Source organism: Pseudomonas sp. GL-R-19 (genome assembly GCF_019956375.1).
Classification (GTDB): domain Bacteria; phylum Pseudomonadota; class Gammaproteobacteria; order Pseudomonadales; family Pseudomonadaceae; genus Aquipseudomonas.
Window position 1 is genome coordinate 69,959 of record NZ_JAHBDJ010000013.1, and the last position, 21,906, is coordinate 91,864.

Below are 21,906 nucleotides of genomic sequence, written 5' to 3' on the forward strand. Positions count from 1 at the left end.
CCATCAGCTGTATGTAAAAACTCAGTGCTTGGCCACTGCCGTGTTGAGTTTCAGGTAATCCAGCAGAATCCGCCCGGTTTCGCTGAGGTAGGCATCGTCTTCCGGTTTGGTCTTGTCAGCTTCGGCCGCAATAACGTCCTCGTCTTCTTTCTTCAGCTCTTTGAGTGGTTCTTCGCCCTTGGCCTTGCGACGGATGTTTTCCATGGTCAGCTGTTTGGCTTCGATGTCGGCGTGCTGGGCACGACGCTCGGCTTCATTGAGGCTGACGGTTTTTTCCAACATCAGTTTCTGCGCCAGGGCCAGCTTGTCGCGGATGAACACGAACTCTGCATCCTTGGCCGTACGCACGTCATGTTCGGACTTGAGCTGCGAAATGTACGGCTTGAACGGATCCAGCGCAGGCTTGATGGCGGCCTTGATGGTGTCCCATGGCATGGCTTCCGGCAGGGCGCTTTCACCGATTTCCTTGGTGTCGATGATCGACGGGTAATCGATGTCCGGCAAGACGCCCTGATGCTGGGTGCTCTGCCCGGAAACCCGGTAGAACTTGGCCAGGGTCAGTTTCAGTTCGCCATGGTTGAGCGGCTGAATGGTCTGCACGGTGCCTTTGCCGAAGGTCTGGCCACCGATGATCAGTGCGCGGTGGTAGTCCTGCATGGCGCCGGCAAAAATCTCCGATGCCGAGGCGGACAAGCGGTTGACCAGCAATGCCATCGGGCCTTTGTAGAATGCGCCCGGGTTTTCATCTTCCAGGACATCGACGCGGCCATCGGCGTTACGCACGAGCACGGTCGGGCCTTTATCGATGAACAGACTGGTCAGCTCGGTGGCCTCTTGCAAGGAACCGCCGCCGTTGTTACGCAGGTCGATGACCACGCCGTCGACTTTCTCTTTCTGCAACTCGGTCAGCAGTTTCTTGACGTCGCGGGTGGTGCTCTTGTAGTCCGGGTCGCCGGCACGGAAGGCCTTGAAGTCCAGATAGAACGCCGGGATTTCGATGATGCCGAGCTTGTAGTCCTTGCCGTCCTGCTTCAGATTCAAGACCGATTTCTTCACGGCCTGATCTTCGAGCTTCACCGCTTCACGGGTGATCGGCACGATCTTGGTGGTCTGGTCGTTCGGCGCATTGCTGGCCGGGATGACTTCCAGGCGCACAATGGTGCCTTTCGGACCACGGATCAGCTTGACCACTTCGTCCAGGCGCCAGCCCACCACGTCGACCATCTCCTTGTTGCCCTGGGCAACGCCGATGATCTTGTCGGCCGGTGCAACCTGCTTGGTCTTGTCCGCCGGACCTGCCGGCACCAGGCGTACGACTTTCACCTGGTCGTTATCGCTCTGCAACACGGCGCCGATGCCCTCGAGGGACAGGCTCATGTTGATGTCGAAGTTCTCCGCGTTATCCGGCGACAGATAATTGGTGTGCGGGTCGTAGGACATGGCGAAGGTATTGATGTACGCCTGGAAGATGTCTTCCGCGCGGGTCTGGTCCAGGCGTGCCAACTGGTTCTTGTAGCGCTTGGTCAGGGTTTCCTGGATCTGCTTGGGCTCTTTGCCGGCGATCTTCATCCGCAGCACTTCATCCTTGACGCGTTTGCGCCACAGGTCGTCGAGTTCTGCGGTGGATTTGAGCCAAGGGGCGTCCTTGCGGTCGATCAGCAAGGTTTCCTTGGTGGTGAAGTCGATCTTGTCGACGCCTTTGCCCAGCTCGGCAAGGGCGAAGTCCAGACGCGCCTTTACGCGGTCCAGGTAGCGCTTGTAGATGGTGAACCCTGCGTTCAGGTCGCCACTCTTGAGGAAGTCGTCGAACTGCGTCTTCCACTTGTCGAATTCGGCAATGTCGCTGGCCATGAAGTAGCTGCGCGACGGATCCAGCAGCTTGAGGTAGCTGTCGTAGATGATCACAGAGCGCGCGTCATCGAGTGGCGGCTTGCTGTAGTGGTGGCGTTTGAGCAACTCCACGACGTTCAGACTGGCGATCACTTCGTCACGATCGGGTTGAAGCTTGTCCCAGCTATTGGCTGCGAATGTATTGCTCGACATCGGCAGCAAGCCGATACCGATGAATAAAGCGAGGGCAGTGCTGGGGAACAGATGCTTCATGCTGATTCGACGCGGGGACAATTGATAACGCATATTAGGCCGTCTTTGAAGTCGCCGGATCTTTGGGAACCGGTCGCATAATGCAAAAAGCCCGACGCTATAGCTTCGGGCTCAGTCCAGACTCACTATGGAGGCACTGTGAAAGCATTGCAAGGCGTTGACGGTCAAGTGGTATGGGTTGATGAGCCGAGTCCTGCATGTGATGTAGGACAAGTTCGTATTCGAGTGTCGGCAGCGGGCCTCAATCGCGCCGATTTATTACAGAAAGCCGGCCTTTATCCGCCGCCGCCAGGGGCCAGCCAAGTGCTTGGTCTAGAGTGCTCGGGCGTGATCAGTGAGGTGGGCGCCGGGTCCTCCTGGCAGATTGGTGATCGGGTTTGCGCCTTGCTGGCCGGGGGCGGCATGGCCGAAGAAGTGGTTGTCGACGGGCGGCACGTGCTGCCGGTTCCCGATGGAGTGTCACTGGTCGAAGCGGCAGCACTGCCCGAAGTCTATGCAACGGTCTGGCTGAATTTGTTTCAACTGGCTGCGCTCAAGCCGGGTCAGAAAGTTCTGCTGCACGCCGGAGCAAGTGGAATTGGTTCAGCGGCTATTCAGCTGTGCAAGGCCTTCGGTAACCCGTGCTGGGTCAGCGTCGGCTCCGCCGAGCGACTGGCGTACTGCGAAGCGCTGGGCGCCCAGGGCGGCGTGGTGCGCGATGGCGATCTGGAGAGTCTGCGGGATCTGGGGCCGTTCGACGTGATTCTCGACCCGGTGGGTGGTAATTACGCGGCATTGAACCTCAAGCTGCTCGCGCAGGATGGCCGTTGGGTGTTGATCGGCCTGATGGGCGGCCGAGAGGCCAAGCTGGATCTGGCCCAGGTGCTGGCCAAGCGTGTGCAGTTGCTGGGCTCGACCCTGCGCAGCCGTGATGATCAGTTCAAGGCGGATCTATTCAGTGATCTCGGTCAACATGTGTGGCCGTTGTTCGCCGAAGGGCGGTTGAGCCCGCAACTGGCCAGGACATTCCCGATCAAGGATGCCGAGGCAGCGTTTACCGAGCTGGCGAGTAATACCGTGGCGGGGAAGGTGGTGTTGGTGATTGATGAAAGCTTGAGCTGATATCGGGTTGGCTTTGAAAAGATCGCAGCCTGCGGCAGCTCCTACAGGAGATTGCATTCCCATGTAGGAGCTGCCGCAGGCTGCGATCTTTTCGGTTACTTCCAGAGATGTATCGGCCAGCCAGCCTTTTCAGCCTGCTCGCGCAGCACTGTATCGGGGTTGACCACGTGGGGAAAATCCACTTTCAGTAACAACGGCAGGTCGTTGCGTGAGTCGGAATAGAAGCTCGCGCCCTCGAGGTTTTCCTCTTCCGCATCCAGCCATTCCAGCAAGCGGGTGATCTTGCCTTCGCGGTAGGTCAGGGTGCCAACGGTGTGACCGGTGTAAACGCCGTGGGCGACTTCCAGTTCGATGCCCAGGATCTCGTCGATGCCCAGGCGTTCGGCGATGGGGCCGACCAGGTGGGTGCCCGAAGCGGATATCACCAGAATCCGGTCGCCGGCCTTGCGGTGGGCGGCGATGGCTTTGGTGGCATCGCTGAAGATGATCGGTTCGATGAAGTCTTCCACCCATGGGCCAACCAGATGCTCGACCTCTTGCGGCGTGCGGCCGATCATCGGCTCCAGGCTGAAGGCCATGTAATCCTCCATGCGCAATTTGCCGTGGCTGTAGGCATCCATCAGCTCGTTGTTCTGCCGCATGAACGATTCGGGATCGACCCAGCCCAGGCGGCCCATCTGTTCGCTCCAAAGGGTGGCACAGTCGCCGTGGATCAGGGTTTCGTCCAGATCAAAAATTGCCAGGGCCATCAGTGCAGTTCTCTCTTCAGCGTCAGCAAAGTCATCAGGCTACCTCACACAGGGCCGTCGGATCGATGGAAAGCGCCAGACGTTGACCGTCGGGATGCAGGTCGGCCGCCGAGCGGTTCAGAACGTCCACAACCAATTCTACGCCCCGGGCTTCGATCCGGTAGCGAATCACGTTGCCCAGCAGGCTGTGGCTACGCACCTGCGCGTCCAGTTCGCCATTGAGGCTCAATTCGATGGCTTCCGGGCGGATGGCGATGCGCTTGCTGATCGGTCGCTGCAGCAGTTTGGAGGCACTGTCGGCGTCCAGCAGGTTGTAGTTGCCGATGAAGCCAGCCGCGAATACATCTACGGGCGCGGTGTAGAGGGTTTCGGCATCGCCGCTTTGTACGATCTTTCCCTGATTCATCAGGAAAATCCGGTCAGACATGGTCAGGGCTTCTTCCTGATCGTGTGTGACGAAAATCGTGGTCAAGCCCAGCTCGCGCTGGATCTGACGGATCTGTTCGCGCAGGTGCTTGCGAATCCGCGCGTCCAGGGCCGACAACGGTTCGTCGAGCAGCAACAGGCGCGGGCGGGTCACCAACGAGCGGGCGAGAGCCACGCGCTGGCATTGGCCGCCGGACAATTGATGCGGATAACGCGAGGTGAAGTCGTTCAGTTCCACCAGTTTCAACACTTCGGCGACGCGCTTCTGACTGTCGTCGGCGTTGACCTTCTGCATACGCAGGCCGAAGGCGACGTTTTGCTCCACGCTCATGTTGGGGAACAGGGCATAGCTCTGGAACACCATACCGATCCCGCGTTTTTGCGGGCTCAGGGGCACGATGTCCTGGCCGTCGAGCAGGATCTTGCCGCCATCCACCGAGGTCAGGCCGGCGATGCAGCGCAACAGGGTGGATTTGCCGCAACCGGAGGGGCCGAGCAGGGTGACGAATTCGCCTTTGCGGACTTCGCAATTGATGTCGCTGAACACCGTGGTGCCCGCGTAGTTTTTCTGAAGATGTTGGACGCTGACATAGCTCATTCGCTTTTGTCCTTGTTCAAGATATTGGCGATCCAAGTCAGAACCAGCACAAAGAAGAAGTAGGAAATCACCAGCGCACTGGTGAAATGACCGCTGCTGTTGCGCATGTTGTTGAGGTAGACCTGCAGGGTTTCGTAGCGGGTGCCCACGAGGATGTTGGCGAACACGAATTCACCGAACAGAAACGAGAACGACAGCAGCAGTGCCACCATCAGGCCCTTGCGCAGGTTCGGCAGCACCACCAGGAAAGCCGCCTGGAAGGTGCTGGCGCCGAGCAATTGGGCGGCGTCCATCAGGTCGCGCAGGTTGATCGCTTGCAGGTTGTTGGTGATCGCCCGGTACATGAACGGCAGCGCCACGGTGAAGTAGCAACCGATCAGGATCCACGGCGTCCCGACCATGGCGAACGGTCCGGAGCCGTAGAGCTGCAACAGCCCCACCGACGACACCACCGGCGGTACGGCGAAGGGCAGCAGGATCAGGATGTTCATCAGCGCGTCGAGTTTCGGGAAGTGGTAATGCACCACGAACAGCAGCGGCAGAATCAGCACTACTGAAAGAATCAGCGAACCGACGCAGACCAGCAACGATTGCCCGAACGCATCCAGGAAGCGCGGATCGCTCCACAGCTGGATGTACCATTTGAGGGTGAAACCGCTGGGCAGGATGGTCGCCGACCAACTGCTGGCGATCGAGTAGATCAGCGTGCCGGCCAGCGGCAACAGCAGGATGGCAAACAGCAAGTACACCACGACGCGGTGGTAGACACCGACAGGTCCCAGTTCAGCGCGAGACATGGTAACTCCTCTTCAACAGCAACTGATGCACGATGGTCACCAGGGTCATCAAGGCCACCAGCACCACGGCCAGGGCGCTGGCCAGGTTCGGGTCCAGGGAAATGTCACCGGACACCATCGCCGCGATGCGGATCGGCAGCACGTTGAAGTTGCCGGTGGTCAGTGCGTACACCGTGGCATAGGCGCCGAGGGCGTTGGCCAGCAGGATCACGAAGGTGCCGAGTAGTGCCGGCGTCAACACCGGCAATCCGATGTGCCGCCAGAATTGCCAGCCGCTCGCGCCGAGCAGTGAGGCGGACTCACGCCAGTCTTCGCGCAAGGCATCGAAGGCCGGGTACAGCAGCAGTACGCCGAGAGGGATCTGGAAGTAGGTGTAGAGAATGATCAGCCCGGTTTTCGAGTACAGGTTGAAATCCTGAATGATTCCGGCCTGCTTGAGCATGATGGTGAAGCTGCCGTTGAAGCCGAGCAAAATGATGAACGCAAAGGCCAGCGGCACACCGGCGAAGTTGCTGGTCATGTTGGCGAAGGCGTTGACGAAGTTGCGCAGTTTCGAATCGACCCGGCGCAGGGAATAGGCGCCCAGTATGGCGATGATGATCCCGAACACGCTGGACCAGAAGCTGATCTCAAGGCTGTACTGGATGGCCTGCAGGTAGAACTTCGAGCTGAAGATCTTGCTGAAGTTGGCCAGGCCCCAGCCGAATTCTTCCGATTGCAGGCTGTTGATCATTACCCAGGTCAGCGGTGCGATCTCGAATACGATGAAGAACAGCGTGAACGGGAGCAGGCACAGGGCCGCTAGCCATTTACTGCGGGTCATGGAATTCACTTCAACAGCTCCCGGCAGACCGGTTTGTCGTGGGGCACGCCCAGCAATTCGCAGACGGTGCCGCAGATCTCGGTCTGTTTCGGCGCGGCGTCGGCGTCGAAGCTGAACGCGTCACCGAGAACGAACAGCGGCACCTCACGTTCTTCCGGCAGCAGGCCGTTGTGGGAACGGTCGTTGTTCATGCCGTGGTCGGCGGTGACCAGCACCTGATAGCCGGCATCGAGCCAGCCTTGCAGGTAGTCGGCCAGGATGATGTCCGCCGAGCGGGCGCTGTTGCGGTACTGCGGGGTGTCGAGGCCGTGCTTGTGCCCGGCGTCGTCGATGTTCATCGGGTGGATCAACAGGAAGTTCGGCGCATGGCGCAGGCGCAGGCTTTCAGCGTCGGCGAACAGGTGCGAATCGGGGTAGTGATCGATCCAGTAGAAATGCCCGTGCTGGATCGGCAGTTGCGGATCATCGGTGTGGCGATCCCGCGCCGCCACGAAGGGCGAACGATTGTACAGTTCGCTGACCCAGTGATAAGCCGCAGCGGCAGTCACAAGACCGGCGTCGGTGGCGTAGTGATAGATGCTGCGCTGGTTGGACAGGCGCGAGACATTGTTGTGGACAATCCCGCTGTCGATGGGCGCAACGCCGGTCAGGATGCATTCGTACAGCGGGCGGGACAGGGCTGGCAACTCGCACTCCAGTTTGTAGAGTGCGGCGCGTCCGGCGCCGACGTACGCCTGCAGGTGCCCCATGGCGTGGCGGGCGACCTCATGGTTGAGGCCGTCGAGCACGACAAGGATGACGTTGTGCTTCATAGGGGATAGGACTCCGCAATCAAAACCGGATGGCGTAGGAGCTGCCGCAGGCTGCGATCTTCTGATTTGGTTTTACAAGATCAAAAGATCGCAGCCTGCGGTAGCTCCTACGGATGCAGCATTACTGCATATTGATGATGACTTCTTCCTGCCACTTCTGCGGAAGGGCCTTGGAGGTCTTCTCCCAGGCATCCGCATCCTTGATCGGCGTCACTTTCTTGTATTGCTCATTAGGCAGCAGCTTGGCCTGCACCTCGGCTGGCAGTGTGATGTGCTCGGCACGGATCGGACGGGCGTTGCCCTTGGCCAGATTGATCTGGCCGGCGTCGCTGAAGATGTATTCGCGGGACAGCTTGGCGGCGTTCGGGTTTTTCGCGTACTTGTTGATGATGGTGGTGTAGCCGGAAATCACCGAACCGTCGGACGGGATCAGCACCACGTAATCATCCGGGTTGGCCATCTTGGCCCTGTAGCTCAGGCCGTTGAAGTCCCAGACCACGCCGACTTCGATTTCGCCTTTTTCCATGGCACCAATGACCGGGTTGGACATCGACAGGCGACCCTGCTTGGCGATGTCGGCGAACAGATCCAGGGCAGGCTTGAGGTTTTTCTCGTCGCCACCATTGGCCAGTGCCGCGGCCAGTACGCCGTTCGCAGCCTGGGCAGCAGTGCTCACGTCACCGATGGAAACCTTGTACTTGCCGGTCTTGAGGTCAGCCCACTTGGTCGGCACTTCGGAACCGTGCAGCAACTTCTTGTTGACGATGAACGCGATGGTGCCGGTGTAGGCCAGTGCCCAGTTGCCGTCCTTGTCCTTGGCCCAGGCTGGAATCTGATCCCAGGTCGAAGGCTTGTAAGGCTGGACCACGCCTTGCTTGACCGCGATCGGGCCGAATGCTGCACCGACGTCGCCGATGTCGGCGCTGGCGTTGTCTTTTTCCGCGGCGAACTTGGCGATTTCCTGGGCCGAACTCATGTCGGTGTCGATGTGCTTGAGGCCGTATTTGTCGCTCAGGTCTTTCCAGGTGCCGGCCCAGTTGGCCCAGTCATTGGGCATGCCGACGCTGTTGACGGCGCCTTCCGCTTTCGCCGCGGCTTCCAGGGTTTTCAGATCGGTGTCGGCCGCCATGGCGGCGGTGCACATTGCAATGGTCGAGCCTAACAGTGATGCCAGGAAAAACTGTTTCATTCCGAAGCTCCTTGGGTCGTGTTCAACGCTGCGATTGCGGTTTGTGTTGGTCTAGGTCAGCAATACCTGAGCCAATTTAAGGGGGCTGGATGACACTTTGATGTCGTTCGTCGCCAGGGATGACTTTTTGTTCGGCGGTATCGCGGGTGGCCTGCTAAGCGTAGACCATGGTCAAAGCCCCGGCTGGCAAGGGACTTGGCCGATGAATTGCAGGTTCTTGAAAGCCGGGGTGGCGACCGTTGGGCGACTTTGTCACACCTCGGTCATCTGCACTGCCTACGCTTGCAGACTATTGAATGAGCCGGTTTGCGCTGCTGTTCTGCCCTGAATTGGTGCTGGTCTAGTCCAGAAAGGAAACGTTGATGCGTGAAGAGGCAACAAAAGCGGTAACAGCCATTGGCCAGGTACTCCAGGAACAGATCGACCACGGTCTGTTGGCTCCTGGCAGCAAATTGCCGGCCGAACGCAAGCTCAGTGAGCTGTTCGGCACCACGCGGATCACTTTGCGTGAGGCGTTGTTGCAGTTGGAGTCACAAGGGCAGATCTACCGCGAGGAACGGCGCGGCTGGTTCGTCTCGCCGCCGCGCCTGGCGTACAACCTCATGCAGCGCAGCCACTTTCACGCGATGGTCAGCGCCCAGGGGCGCATTCCGTCCACCGAGGTGATTTCAGCGCGATTGCAACCGGCATCGGCGGCGGTCTGTGCCTGGCTGCAATTGCCAGCGCTGTCGAGCGTGATCCAGATCTGCCGCTCGCGACGGATCGACGGGCGACTGGTGCTGTATGTGGAGCACTATCTGAACCCGCAGTACTTTCCCGGGATCCTCGATTTCGATTTGAACCAGTCGATCACCGAGCTGTATGCGCGGCATTACGATTTGCACTACGGACGGGTGCGCTTCGAGATTGTGCCCACGGCGTTGTCGGTGGATGCGGCGGCGGCGTTGAAAGTGTCTGTGGGCAGCCCGGGCCTGCGGATTGCCCGGGTCAACTATGACCAGCATGAACGGTTGATCGACTGCGACCTGGAGTTCTGGCGGCATGATGCGATTCATGTCGGGGTGGATGTTGTCTGATACTGCTTTTCGTAGGAGCTGCCGCAGGCTGCGATCTTTTAAAGGCCAAAATCAAAAGATTGCAGCCTGCGGCAACTCCTACTCTTGCTGGTCACCGCCAGCGGTCATCACCTGAATACTCATCCGCGGCGTCGCCAGATCCAGTCCGGCTTCATCCATGTGCCGCTTGAGTGACAGATTGAACGCTCGCGACACTTCCCACTGCTTGATGGGCGCGGTCTTGAAGCGGGCGCGAAGGATCGCATTGCCCGACTCGAAACTTTCCACCCCCTGAAACTCCAGTGGCGACCAGATATTGCGCCGCTGCAACGGATCGGTGCGCATTTTCTGACCAACTTCGCGCATCAGTTTGATTGCGTTATCGATGTCCATGCTGGCCGGCACCGCGACCCGGAAGATCGCGTAGCCGAATTCCCGGGAGTAGTTCTTGATGCTTTTGATTTCGCTGAATGGAATGGTGTGGACGATGCCGTCGATGTCCCGCAGGCGCACGGTGCGGATGGTCAGGCCTTCGACCGTGCCGAGGTGGCCGCCGACATCCACGTAGTCGTCGATGGCCAGGGAGTCTTCGATGATGATGAACAGCCCGGTAATCAGGTCGGCTACCAGCGACTGTGCACCAAAACCGATGGCCAGACCGATCACACCGGCACCGGCCAGCAGTGGCGTGACGTTCATGCCCATGTTCGCCAGGGCAACGATCAGCGCGATGATGAAAATCGCCACGAACAGCACGTTGCGGATCAGCGGCATCATCGTCTGTGCGCGGGCATTGGCCAGGCCTTTGCGCGAGCGGGTCAGCGCGTGATGCACGGCGGTGTCGCTGAGAATCCAGATCAGCCAGGCGAACAGCAGCGTGCCGGCGAGGCTGAACAGTTTGACGCTGATGTCATGGCCGTCGCCTTCGGTGAAGCGGATCAACGACATGCCCCAGACCCGCAGGCCAAGCTCGATGAAGGCCAGCCACACCAGCAGATGAACGATGGTGTAGAAAAAGTTTTTCAGCCGTTCCGAATACACGGCGTAACGCCGGATGCCGTGCCGGGGTTTGAGGGCGTAGCGGCGTACCAGGCCGTTGATGACCATGCACAACACCAGCAAAACGGTGCAGATCAACGACTGGCGCAGGGCGGTGCTGGTGTCGCCAGCGGAAATAAAGGTGGCGAACAGGGAGATGGCCACCAGCACCAATGCCGGCACGTACCAGAAGGTGCCGAGGATCGACAGGGTGTCATTGAGGGCACGGCGGGTCAGGCGCCGGGACAGCGGCTGATTGCGGATCAGGTGGGCGATCGGTCGGCGGAAGCGCAGGATGAACCGTCCTGTGGACAGCGCTGCCAGGACATTGGCGACAGTCGCAGCGGTATGGGCCAGATGGCTGCCGAGGCTGTCGACCAGTCGCGGGTCGCTCAGCGCTTCGCCAAACGCGGCGAAGCTGCCGATCAGCCACAGCGGCCGAAACGCCTGGTGCCGCAGGATGTACAAGGCGCGGTGGCGGTGCGGGCCGTCGAGCAGGGAAAAGGCAATCACGCAGATGGCCGAGAAGCAGGTTCCGACCACCAGTGCATAGGCCAGTACCATGGCCAGGCTTTTGCCCAGGGACGAGGGCAGGGCGTAGCTCATGTAGACCGTGATCACCAGGGCGATCAGCCATGGCCCGAGTTTGCGCAAGGCGAAGCGCAACATGTCGAGGGCCCTGGGATGTTGCGGCAGTTCTTCGGTCAGGCCGAAACGCATCCGCACGCGGTGGCTGATCCAGATCAGGGCGGCGGCCAGCAGGCTCCAGACCATCAGGATCATGGCAAAGGCGAACAGCATGGGCAGCCATTCATTGGCCGGCAGCGCCAGCGCCACCAGTTCTTCCCTGGCCTGATCGAACTCACTGGACCAGCGCGTGAGCGGACTGTCGTCGCCGGATAACTTCTTCTCGATGTTGGACAGGGTTCCGCCAATCAGGCCCAGCACGCCTTCCTCGGTCGTTGGTTGAGCCTTTTTGGTGGTGTCACGGAGCTTTTTCAGATCGGTCAGCAGCTTGGTGCGTTGCTGATCGTTCTCCAGAGACTTGATCACTTCGTCCAGGGATTGCCCCAGCGGTTCCTGTGCTTCGGGCTGGGTCTTGGCCTGGCTGCCGAGCAGGCCTGGCAGGCCGGCCGCCTGGGCAGGCGCCACTGACAGCAGTGTCATCAGGCAGACAAGGAAAATACACGGCAGGGCAAAAAGACGAGCGAACACTAGGCGGTCAACCTCGCAGGGAGCGGATCGGCCGAGTGTACGAGCCTGTCAAAATCAATGCGAGCCAAGGGCGATGAATTATTCGTTGAGTTTGGCGAGGATCTTGATCACCACGGTTGCGAGAATGGTCAGCATGCCGATCCACATGCCGAACACGCCGGCGTTTTTATCGCGGAAGTTGAAGCCGACAGCCAGCATGATCATCCCGGCAAGGATCGGGACCAGCATGGCGTGGAAGGTAGACATCGAGATCATGGTGACGGCCTTGTCGAAGGGATGCTTGAAGTCTAGGCGGCTTTTTTGCGCGGTGTTGTCTGTAGGAGCGAGCTCGCGATGGACTTCAGGGCTCCGCGACTATCCAGAAATCACGTGTAATCGTTAGCGTCCATCGTCGGAGCGCCGCCCGGAGCAAGCTCGCTCCTACAGGGTTTTGTTACGGCAACTCGCGGCAGGCGTAGAACGCGCTCAGCACCTTGACCAGATGTGCCAGGTCATGGCTGCCGCACAATTCGCGGATCGAGTGCATGGCGAACGTCGGCAAGCCGATGTCCACGGTGCGCACGCCCAGGTGGCTGGCAGTGATCGGTCCGATGGTCGAACCACAGCCCATGTCGCTGCGCACCACGAAACTCTGCACCGGCACTTCTTCAGCCATGCACAGGTGACGGAAGAATCCGGCGGTTTCGCTGTTGGTAGCGTAGCGCTGGTTGCTGTTGACCTTGATCACCGGGCCGGCGTTGAGTTTCGGGCCGTGGTTGGCATCGTGTTTGTCGGCGTAGTTCGGGTGTACGCCGTGGGCGTTGTCAGCCGAAACCAGCAGGGATTTCTGAATGGTGCGTACCAATTCATCACCTTCAGGCAGCAGGCGACGCAAGGTTTGCTCGAGCATCGGGCCGTCGGCACCGCAGGCCGAGCAGGAACCGACTTCTTCGTGGTCGTTGCAGACCAGCACGCAGGTCTCGTCGGTGTCGGTCGTCAGCAGCGCTTGCAGGCCGGCGTAGCACGACAGCAGGTTGTCCAGGCGCGCGCCGGCGATGAAGTCGCCATGCAAACCAATGACAGCAGCGCTTTGAGTGTCGTAGAAACTCAGCTCGTAATCGAGCACCACATCAGCGTTCAGGCCGTGTTCGCGGGCGAGCTGATCGGTGAGCACAGCGCGGAAATCCACGCGCTCGTCACCGGCAAATTGCGCGAGGATCGGCGGCAGTTCGGTCTGGGCGTTGATGGCCCAGCCCATGTTGGCTTCACGGTTGAGGTGAATCGCCAGGTTCGGAATGATCGCGACCGGAGCCTTGAAGTCGATCAACTGGCTCTCGACCTTGCCATCACGACGGAAGGTTACGCGGCCCGCCAGGGACAGGTCACGGTCGAACCAGGGTGCCAGCAGCGCGCCGCCATAGACTTCGACGCCCAATTGCCAGAAACCCTGGCGTTGCAGTTCCGGTTGCGGCTTGACCCGCAGGCACGGGCTGTCGGTGTGGGCGCCGACCAGGCGAATGCCACCGTGTAACGGTGAATGGCGGCCCATTTTGATCGCGACAATCGAAGAGTCGTTGCGGGTGACATAGTAGCGACCGTTGGCTTCGGTATTCCACGGCTCGCGCTCGTCGAGGCGTTGATAGCCCGCCGCTTCCAGGCGCTGAACAAGGCTGGCTGTGGCATGGAACGGGGTAGGGGAGGCCTTGAGGAAATCGATCAGGCCTTGGTTCAACTCTTCGCGCATAAAGTAGCTCCAGACAGCAGTGGCGCCAGTTTAACGTATTGGTCAGGGAATTGGCGGCGGAGTGCGGGTGGAGTGGCGCAATCCCCTGTAGGAGCGAGCTTGCTCGCGATGGTCGTCAACGATAACGCGGGAAGCCTGGCGCCCCGTGGCGTTCTCGGGATCATCGTCGGAACGCCGCCCGGAGCAAGCTCGCTCCTACAGGGTTTGCTTTTGCTCAGAACGGCGCAGGGCACTCGAAGCGCAGGCGCTCACCGGTCTGGGGATGGGTGAAGCTGAGCATGCTGGCGTGCAGGCACAGACGCGGCCAGGCCGCCAAAGCCTGTTCATGGGCATAGAGCCCGTCACCCAGCAGTGGATGACCAATCGAGAGCATGTGCACGCGCAACTGGTGGGAGCGGCCGGTGATCGGTGTCAGCTCCACGCGGCACCAGTCGCCGCAACGTTCGAGCACTCGCCAGAAGGTCAGCGCATGTTTGCCGAATTCGTGATCGACCACATGCCGTGGCTTGGTCGGCGGGTCGTAGCGCAGGGGCAGGTCGATGCTGCCGCTGTCCAGTTCCGGCTGGCCCCAGCACAGGGCAGTGTAGGCCTTTTCGGTTTCGCGGTCGTGAAATTGCCGGGACAGCTCGCGATGGGTATCCGGGTCGCGGGCCAGCAGGATAATGCCGGAAGTCTCCCAGTCCAGCCGATGGACGATGCGCGCTTCCGGGTAGCCGTTTTCTTGCAGACGGGTAATCAGGCAGTCCTTGTTGTCATCGGCCCGGCCGGGGACGGAGAGCAACAGGGTCGGTTTGTTCACCACCAGTACGGCGGCATCCTGATGGATGATGTGGATGTTGGACAACGGCATTAAAACAGCCTCGTAACAAACGCCAACGGCGGCTCAGGCTTCCCTGATCCCCGTGTAGGAGCTGCCGCAGGCTGCGATCCTTTGACTTTGTTTCAAGAACAAGATCAAAAGATCGCAGCCTGCGGCAGCTCCTACGCCAAGGTTGGAAACCCGAGCCGCCGTGGCTCCTGACGAATCGACTCAGCGATCTGGCAGGGTGATGTTGAGTTCCAGAATCGAGCAACTGCCCTGGCTTTCCAGTGCGACATGCACGTCATCGGACCCGATATTGACGTACTTGCGGATCACCTCGACCAGTTCCTTCTGCAAGGCTGGCAGGTAGTCCGGGGTGCTGCGTTGGCCGCGTTCGTGCGCCACGATGATCTGTAGACGCTCTTTCGCTACCGACGCGGTGTTTTGCTTTTTGTTGGCACGAAAGAAGTCAAAAAGGTTCATTGCTTAGTTGCCTCCAAACAGGCGCTCGAAGAATCCCTTCTTCTGTACATCAAGGAATCGATGATCCACGGTCTTGCCCAGCAGGCGGTCAACGGTATCGCTGTAGGCCTGGCCGGCATCGCTCTGGTCGTCGAGAATCACCGGAACGCCCTGGTTGGATGCCTTGAGCACCGCCTGGGATTCAGGGATCACGCCGAGCAGGGCCACCGAAAGGATTTCCTTGACGTCTTCTACGCCGAGCATTTCGCCTTTGCTCACACGTTCCGGGTGATAACGGGTAATCAGCAGGTGTTCCTTGATCGGGTCTTCGCCGCGTTCGGCACGACGGGACTTGCTGGCCAGCAGGCCGAGCATGCGGTCGGAGTCGCGTACCGAGGAGACTTCCGGGTTGGTCACGACGATCGCTTCATCGGCGAAGTACATGGCCAGGTGGGCGCCTTTCTCGATGCCCGCCGGGGAGTCGCAGACCACGAACTCAAAGTCTTCCTTGAGTTGCATCAGGACTTTTTCCACGCCTTCGACGGTCAGCGCGTCTTTGTCGCGGGTCTGGCTGGCGGCCAGCACGTAGAGGTTTTCCAGGCGCTTGTCTTTGATCAGGGCCTGTTGCAGGTTGGCTTCGCCGTTGACCACGTTGACGAAGTCATACACCACGCGGCGCTCGCAGCCCATGATCAGGTCGAGGTTACGCAAACCCACGTCGAAGTCGACGATAACTGTTTTGTGGCCGCGCAGAGCGAGGCCGGTACCGATAGCGGCGCTGGTGGTGGTCTTACCCACACCACCCTTGCCGGATGTAACCACGAGAATCTTGGCCAAGGTGTTTCACCCCTAAGGAAGAAGGACTTTTCAGTCCCTGAAAAACATCTCCTGAAAAACTACTGCAGTCGGACAGCCTTGGCTGGAATCCGGTTTTGAGCGGCGTTTACCCCCGGTAAACACTGCTTTCGGCCTTTTTCCTACTTCGTTTGAGCCGTTTTCGCTACGTTTTAGAGATGCTTGGAAAATGCGGCAGTATCCGTTAAAGCCGAATGATGTTCAACACGTCGCCGGACAGGCTGACCTGCACACCCGAACCCCATAGAGGGTCGCGGCGCAGGTCTTCGGAAACCTTGTAATGCCCGGCAATGGAAATCAGTTCAGCACTCATTTGCTGACAGAAAATCCGCGCCTTGGTGTCGCCCTTGACGCCGGCCAACACGCGACCCCGCATCGGGCCGTATACATGGATGTTGCCATCGGCGAGAAGTTCCGCCCCCGGGCTGACCGAGGAGATCACCACCAGATCGCTGCCCTGGGCATAGATCTGCTGGCCACCACGTACTGGCGAGGTGATGATTTTCGTCGGTTTGATGCTCGGCTCGGGCGGTTTTTCCGGTTTTTTCTTCGGTTCGCCTTCGGTCAGGTCCAGTGGACGCTCCCGGGCGCCGGACGGTGGCAGCACCGGCAGGTCGACAGCAATGGCGGCGGCAATGTCTTCGATGCGGCTGGCGCGGATTGCCAGGGTACGCAGGCCATGCTGGCGGCAGACGCGCATCAGCCCTGGCAGATCGACCGCGCCTTCGTTGGCCGGGAGTTTGTCCAGGGCCAGTACCAGCGGCGCGTTGCTGAAGAAGTTGGGCGCCAGGGCGACCTTGGCGGCCAGTTGCCGATCAAGGCTTTCGAGGTCGTTACGGGCCAGTTCCAGCACCGTAATGGCCAGCATGCTGCCCTTCAACTGGAACACGGGATCTTGGTCTAGCGGTTCGGTTTGGCTCATGGTCGGCATACAACGACTTGTCACTAAAAGTGCCGAGACTTATAACGAGAACGCCCGCAGGCCGCAAGCCGGGTCGAACGATGTAGAATGCGCGGCCATTGTCATTCCGGAAGCATTAATGGACCGCCCGCGTTTTCGAAAAGCATTTCTATCTCCACGTTTCTGGCCGCTGTGGTGTGGCCTGGGGCTGTTGTGGCTGATCGTCCAGTTGCCGTATCCGGCACTGCTGGGAATCGGCCGTGTACTGGGCGCATTGATGTATCGCGTGGCCGGCGACAGACGGCGCATTGCCAAGCGCAACCTGGAACTGTGTTTTCCTGAAAAAACCGCCGCCGAACGCAAGCGCCTGCTCAAGGAGAACTTCGCCTCCACCGGTATCGCTTTTTTTGAGATGGCGATGAGCTGGTGGTGGTCGCGCAAGCGCCTGGCGACCCTGGCTCATGTCGAAGGGCTGGAGCATTTGCAAAAGGCTCAGCGCGAAGGCAAGGGCGTGATCCTGATGGCGCTGCACTTCACGACGCTGGAAATCGGCGCCGCGCTGCTCGGCCAACAGCACACCATCGACGGCATGTACCGCGAGCACAAGAATCCGCTGTTCGACTACATCCAGCGCCAGGGCCGCGAGCGGCACAACCTCGACTCGCTGGCGGTGGAGCGCGAAGACGTGCGCGGCATGCTCAAATTACTGCGCTCGGGCCGGGCGATCTGGTACGCACCGGATCAGGACTACGGCGCCAAGCAAAGTGTTTTTGTGCCGCTGTTCGGCATTCAGGCTGCGACCGTCACCGCCACGAGCAAGTTTGCGCGGCTGGGCAAGGCGCTGGTGGTGCCGTTCACCCAGGAGCGTCTGGCGGACGGCAGCGGATATCGCCTGGTGATCCATGCGCCGCTCGAAGGTTTCCCCGGCGAAACCGAAGAAGACGACTGCATCCGCATCAACCAATGGATCGAAAGCGTTCTGCGGGAGCATCCCGAGCAATACCTGTGGGCTCATCGTCGCTTCAAGAGCCGTCCACCGGGCGAGCCGAAGCTGTACGCCAAACGTGGTTGAATCCCGATACCCTGTAGGAGCGAGCTTGCTCGCGATGGTAGCCAAGATAACGCTGGGCACCTGACACCCCGCGGCGTTTTCACGACCATCGCAAGCAAGCTCGCTCCTACAAGGGAACAGGTCGAAACAACGAAATCCCATCAAGCACCATGGAGAGTTGTGCATGAGTCCAGGCGAACCGGTTACAGGGTTGATTCTTTCCGGTGGCGGGGCTCGGGCGGCCTATCAGGTCGGGGTGCTGGCGGCGATTGCCGAATTGCTGCCACCGGGGGCGAGCAACCCGTTTCCGGTGATTGTCGGCACCTCGGCCGGCGCGATCAACGCCGTCAGCCTCGCCAGCGGGGCAATGGACTTTCGTAACGCCATCGAACGCCTGACGGCCTTCTGGCAGGGCTTTCGCAGTCACCTGGTGTTGCGCAGTGACTGGCCCGGGGTGATCCGCCAGGCCAGCCGTTTTGTCAGCCACAGTTTGCTCGGCATCGGTAAGCACATGCCGGTGGCGCTGCTCAACAGTTCTCCGCTGCGGGACTTGCTCAACGACAAGCTGCATATGGGCGGTATCGCCGAAGCGATCGCACAGCAACAATTGCATGCAGTGGCGGTCACCGCGTTCGGTTATGAGTCCGGCCAGGCCGTGACCTTCTATCAGGGCGGCGGCAAGATCGATGCCTGGCTGCGCCATCGACGCATCGGCGTTCCCACCCAACTGTCCGTGGAACATCTACTCGCCAGTTCGGCCATTCCGCTGTTGTTCGCCCCGGTGAAAATCGGCGAAGAGTATTTCGGCGATGGCGCGGTGCGTCAGTCGGCGCCGATCAGTCCGGCGCTGCATCTGGGCGCCAGTCGCGTGCTGGTGGTGGGCGTCAGCGGCAACCCCCGCGGCGTCGACCCGCAACAACCCTTGCAGCGCAGCTACACCGGTCAGCAGCCGACCCTGGCGCAGATTGGCGGACACATGCTCAACAGTACGTTCATTGACAGCCTGGAAAGCGACATCGAGTTGTTGCAGCGCCTGAACCAGTTCAGTCACCTGATGCCCGACGGCACGCCGACCCGCGCATTGGGCGTGGCACCGGTGGACGTACTGGTGATTTCACCGAGCCAGCCGATCGATGAGATTGCCGCGCGACATCGTCAGGAATTGCCGGCGGCACTGCGCCTGTTTCTGCGCGGGCCGGGCGCGACCAAGACCAGCGGGGCAGGGGTGCTGAGCTATCTGTTGTTCGAGGCGGGGTATTGCAGCGAGTTGATTGAGCTGGGGCGACGGGATGCGTTGGCCAAGCGCGGGGAGTTGTGCCGGTTTCTCGGGATCTCGGTGGCTGAGGCCGTTTGAACTGTCAGATCTGACAGTAGATGTACTCAGTTTTTTCCATCAGATTGAACCCCTCAGGCAGAGGGTTCGAAGATGGCTGCTGCACAATGGACTGATGCTCACACACCGAGCGTGTCGGTGGTGGACTCACGCGGATTGGTTGTACGAAATGTCGCCTATTGCCGTCATCCGCTGAACCCGTCCATTGAGACTCGCATCACGCGCAATCACTTTGACGCTGCCGGACGGTTGGTTGCTTCCTGGGATCCACGATTGTGGGGAGCGGCGTCAAAACCCAACCTCGCCACCACGCACAATCTACAGAATCAGCCTCTGCTGGTGGACAGCGTCGATGCCGGTTGGCAACTGAGTTTGCTGGATCAGGCCGGTATGGTGCGCTCATTCTGGGATGGTCGCGGGAGTCAGCGGCACACTGAGTACGATGAGCTTCAGCGTCCGACGAGCGTGACGGAGCAGATGAAGGATGACTCGCCGCGCGTCGCCGAGCGTTTTGCTTACGCGGGGGGCGGTGATGAGTTTGCGGTGCATAACCAGTGCAGCCAACTGATCTGTCATGACCATCCGGCGGGCAGTCGCAGCCTTTGCGAGTATGGTGTGGCTGGCTTGCTTCTGGTGGAAGAGACCCGCTTCATGCTCGAGTTGGCCCCGCCGGATTGGTCGTCAGAATTTGCCGATGCCCGCCTGGAGGATGAGGTTTTCAGGACGGCTCAGCAGTATGGGCCGTCAGGGGAAATGCTCCGTCAGACTGACGCCATGGAAAATCTCCAGGCATTCGCTTACAACCAGTCTGGCGAGTTGCTGGAAGCCCGACTGAGTTTGGCTGGCGCTTGCGATGCGCCGCAGGTGCTGATCGGTGACATCCGCTACGACGCCGTCGGCCGGGTTGAAAGTGAGCGTGCGGCAAATGGTGTCCTGACGACCGCCCGGTACGCAGCTGAAGATGGGCGACTGACCAGATTGCTGTCTTGCGATGCCCGAGGCACGCCGCTCCAGCACTTCGAATATGCCTACGATCCGGTCGGCAATATCTCTAGTGTCGAAGACAAGGTTGCGTTGACACGCTATTTCAATCAACAGCGCATCGAGCCGATCAACCGCTATCGCTATGACAGCCTGTATCAACTGATTGAAGCCACTGGCCGGGAAGTGAGCCAACCCGGTCATGGCCCCGCTTTACCTGCCTGGCAAACCACACCGCTGGACCCCAACCAGTTGCGCAATTACACCCAATCCTTCAATTACGACGCTGCCGGTAATCTGCAAACCCGCCACCACAGCGACGTGGAAACCTTCGAGATGTTTACCTCGACCGACAGCAATCGCAGCGTTGCGCAGGAAGGCAATCTGGCGGATGGCTTTGATGCCAACGGCAATCAGCTGGAGCTGTTGCGCGGCCAGGAAATGAGTTGGGACATTCGCAATCAGTTGAGTCGCGTGACGATGGTCCGGCGTGAGGATGGGGCTGACGATACCGAGTGTTATTTCTACGACAGTCCCGGGCATCGACTGAGAAAAGTCCGACTCACCGAGACGGCTCGTCGCACGTTGCGTACTGAGGTTCGTTACTTGCCGGGGCTGGAAATCCATCGTGATACGGCTACCGGCGAAGAGTGGCATGTGCTGAGTGTCGAGGCGGGGCTTAGCCATGTGCGGGCCTTGCACTGGGTTGAGAAACTGCCCAATGGGATGCGCAATAACCAACTGCGTTTTTGCCTGAGTGACCACTTGAACTCGTGCACGCTGGAACTGGATGAGCAGGGAGCGCTGTTCAGTCGGGAGGTTTATTACCCGTTTGGCGGGACGGCATTGTGGGCGGGCACCAGTGAAGTTGAGACCAGGTACAAGACGATTCGTTATTCCGGAAAAGAGCGGGATGTGACAGGGCTTTATTATTACGGGTATCGATATTACGCGCCGTGGTTGCAGCGCTGGGTGAGTGGTGATCCGGCAGGAATAGTTGATGGATTGAATCTTTATGCTTTTGTGGTCAATGGGCCAATGGTTCGTATTGATAGGGATGGGCGGTTTTATGAGGGTAAGGATGATGAATATGAACGTAAAGTGATAGATCCCGTTAACGGATTCGGACACGAAATCGTCGCGCGAGGTCTATCGGAATTTAGTTTTTCTGAACAAATGGCGATCACTTCAAATCTGAAACGGGCACGACAAGCCTATCAAGTTGCTACTCTAATGATGGAGGAGTTTGAGCGTGAGAGTGCGCCGGTGGTTCAGGACTATTATGCGGCTGCGTCGCTATCGGAATTAAGTGATGTGGTCGGTGTGTGGCAGGCCAGTGAAAAATTGATAGGTGGGTATCAAGCTGAACTTGGGCGGGACAAATTTGTTAAGGTTCGCCTTCCTGCGGAAGCAACTACTAAGGCTTATGTGTTTGAAGATGATCCCTATGGGCGAGTATGGATAAATGAGGGTTTTATAACAAACAATCACGATATGCTGATCACATTGGGGCATGAGTTAAGTCATTTGGTGGGGACGGTAGATAACTTTTATTTGCCTGATATTGAAGTTAAGTTTTCTTACAGGAATTTAGATAAAGTCGACGTTAGATTGGAGGGGGTGCGCAGGGTGTCGCGGAGCAAGGTGGGAACACCAAGCATTGGTCCCGGTGCCATGAGTGAGGACGACCGGTTTATAAATCGAGTGAATACGCTTGTTTCACAAGGTCAAGTGAATACGTGGAGTGAAGCAGTTTCAATATTTAAAAGTGATCCGGCAGTAAGGGCCTCAATGGCAAAAAACAATGCAGACACCACTATATTTTCAGCATATTCGTTACAACGAGTCTATGAACGTGATATCAGCAACTGATCTCAGAAGTTCATGCTGGC

At 59.2% G+C, this 21,906-nt stretch carries 19 protein-coding genes; 5 read left to right on the top strand and 14 right to left on the bottom strand.

Going from position 1 to position 21,906, the window contains the following annotated elements; genetic code table 11:
• Positions 1-21: 21 nt before the first annotated feature.
• Positions 22-2,103: a carboxy terminal-processing peptidase gene (locus tag KGA83_RS08670; RefSeq protein WP_177413296.1), complete on the bottom strand. Its 2,082-nt coding sequence runs from the start codon at positions 2,101-2,103 to the stop codon at positions 22-24.
• A gap of 138 nt (positions 2,104-2,241) precedes the next feature.
• Between KGA83_RS08670 and KGA83_RS08675 the strand changes: the two genes are divergently transcribed.
• On the top strand, positions 2,242-3,204 hold the full coding sequence (locus KGA83_RS08675) for a zinc-binding dehydrogenase (protein WP_108219003.1): 963 nt from the start codon (positions 2,242-2,244) through the stop codon (positions 3,202-3,204).
• A 95-nt stretch (positions 3,205-3,299) separates the two neighbouring features.
• Here KGA83_RS08675 and KGA83_RS08680 read toward each other — a convergent pair whose 3' ends face one another.
• The 6 genes from KGA83_RS08680 to KGA83_RS08705 all read right to left on the bottom strand — a co-directional run bounded on the left by KGA83_RS08680 (position 3,300) and on the right by KGA83_RS08705 (position 8,598).
• Complete coding sequence (locus KGA83_RS08680; protein WP_223529464.1) at positions 3,300-3,953, bottom strand: HAD family hydrolase; 654 nt, start codon at positions 3,951-3,953, stop codon at positions 3,300-3,302.
• A gap of 34 nt (positions 3,954-3,987) precedes the next feature.
• Complete coding sequence (locus KGA83_RS08685; RefSeq protein ID WP_223529466.1) at positions 3,988-4,977, bottom strand: ABC transporter ATP-binding protein; 990 nt, start codon at positions 4,975-4,977, stop codon at positions 3,988-3,990.
• Entirely contained in the window at positions 4,974-5,774 is an 801-nt protein-coding gene (locus tag KGA83_RS08690) for an ABC transporter permease (RefSeq protein ID WP_108219000.1), read from the bottom strand. The genes KGA83_RS08685 and KGA83_RS08690 overlap by 4 nt, the downstream gene beginning before the upstream one ends.
• On the bottom strand, positions 5,761-6,597 hold the full coding sequence (locus tag KGA83_RS08695) for an ABC transporter permease (RefSeq protein ID WP_223529468.1): 837 nt from the start codon (positions 6,595-6,597) through the stop codon (positions 5,761-5,763). Before KGA83_RS08695 ends, KGA83_RS08690 begins: the two co-directional genes overlap by 14 nt.
• 5 nt (positions 6,598-6,602) lie before the next feature.
• Positions 6,603-7,409 carry an alkaline phosphatase family protein gene (locus KGA83_RS08700; protein WP_223529469.1) on the bottom strand — a complete coding sequence of 269 codons (807 nt, stop codon included), beginning with the start codon at positions 7,407-7,409 and terminating at the stop codon, positions 6,603-6,605.
• Between the two features lie 121 nt (positions 7,410-7,530).
• Entirely contained in the window at positions 7,531-8,598 is a 1,068-nt protein-coding gene (locus KGA83_RS08705; protein ID WP_223529470.1) for an ABC transporter substrate-binding protein, read from the bottom strand.
• A 362-nt stretch (positions 8,599-8,960) separates the two neighbouring features.
• Between KGA83_RS08705 and KGA83_RS08710 the strand changes: the two genes are divergently transcribed.
• Positions 8,961-9,674 carry a UTRA domain-containing protein gene (locus KGA83_RS08710; RefSeq protein ID WP_108218996.1) on the top strand — a complete coding sequence of 238 codons (714 nt, stop codon included), beginning with the start codon at positions 8,961-8,963 and terminating at the stop codon, positions 9,672-9,674.
• A gap of 78 nt (positions 9,675-9,752) precedes the next feature.
• Here the strand turns inward: KGA83_RS08710 and KGA83_RS08715 are convergent, their stop codons facing one another.
• The 7 genes from KGA83_RS08715 to minC all read right to left on the bottom strand — a co-directional run bounded on the left by KGA83_RS08715 (position 9,753) and on the right by minC (position 16,670).
• Positions 9,753-11,858: a mechanosensitive ion channel family protein gene (locus KGA83_RS08715; protein WP_223529471.1), complete on the bottom strand. Its 2,106-nt coding sequence runs from the start codon at positions 11,856-11,858 to the stop codon at positions 9,753-9,755.
• A 126-nt stretch (positions 11,859-11,984) separates the two neighbouring features.
• Positions 11,985-12,161 carry a hypothetical protein gene (locus KGA83_RS08720; RefSeq protein WP_177413295.1) on the bottom strand — a complete coding sequence of 59 codons (177 nt, stop codon included), beginning with the start codon at positions 12,159-12,161 and terminating at the stop codon, positions 11,985-11,987.
• A gap of 178 nt (positions 12,162-12,339) precedes the next feature.
• A complete protein-coding gene (locus KGA83_RS08725) occupies positions 12,340-13,629 on the bottom strand; it encodes a M18 family aminopeptidase (RefSeq protein ID WP_108218994.1) in 1,290 nt (429 codons plus the stop codon).
• A 214-nt stretch (positions 13,630-13,843) separates the two neighbouring features.
• Positions 13,844-14,479 carry an RluA family pseudouridine synthase gene (locus KGA83_RS08730; protein WP_090324073.1) on the bottom strand — a complete coding sequence of 212 codons (636 nt, stop codon included), beginning with the start codon at positions 14,477-14,479 and terminating at the stop codon, positions 13,844-13,846.
• Positions 14,480-14,659: 180 nt separating this feature from the next.
• Positions 14,660-14,914 (bottom strand): cell division topological specificity factor MinE, encoded by a 255-nt coding sequence (minE, locus tag KGA83_RS08735; protein WP_108218992.1) that lies wholly within the window; start codon positions 14,912-14,914, stop codon positions 14,660-14,662.
• Between the two features lie 3 nt (positions 14,915-14,917).
• Positions 14,918-15,730, bottom strand: a complete 813-nt coding sequence (gene minD, locus KGA83_RS08740) for a septum site-determining protein MinD (RefSeq protein WP_060541535.1) — start codon at positions 15,728-15,730, stop codon at positions 14,918-14,920.
• A 202-nt stretch (positions 15,731-15,932) separates the two neighbouring features.
• A complete protein-coding gene (minC, locus tag KGA83_RS08745; RefSeq protein ID WP_108219058.1) occupies positions 15,933-16,670 on the bottom strand; it encodes a septum site-determining protein MinC in 738 nt (245 codons plus the stop codon).
• A 118-nt stretch (positions 16,671-16,788) separates the two neighbouring features.
• Between minC and KGA83_RS08750 the strand changes: the two genes are divergently transcribed.
• The 3 genes from KGA83_RS08750 to KGA83_RS08760 all read left to right on the top strand — a co-directional run bounded on the left by KGA83_RS08750 (position 16,789) and on the right by KGA83_RS08760 (position 21,886).
• Positions 16,789-17,721 (top strand): lipid A biosynthesis lauroyl acyltransferase, encoded by a 933-nt coding sequence (locus tag KGA83_RS08750; RefSeq protein ID WP_108218991.1) that lies wholly within the window; start codon positions 16,789-16,791, stop codon positions 17,719-17,721.
• Between the two features lie 163 nt (positions 17,722-17,884).
• A complete protein-coding gene (locus tag KGA83_RS08755) occupies positions 17,885-19,054 on the top strand; it encodes a patatin-like phospholipase family protein (protein WP_108218990.1) in 1,170 nt (389 codons plus the stop codon).
• A gap of 72 nt (positions 19,055-19,126) precedes the next feature.
• The gene (locus KGA83_RS08760; protein ID WP_108218989.1) at positions 19,127-21,886 is read left to right on the top strand and encodes an RHS repeat-associated core domain-containing protein; all 2,760 of its coding nucleotides are present in this window, start codon (positions 19,127-19,129) and stop codon (positions 21,884-21,886) included.
• Positions 21,887-21,906: the final 20 nt, after the last annotated feature.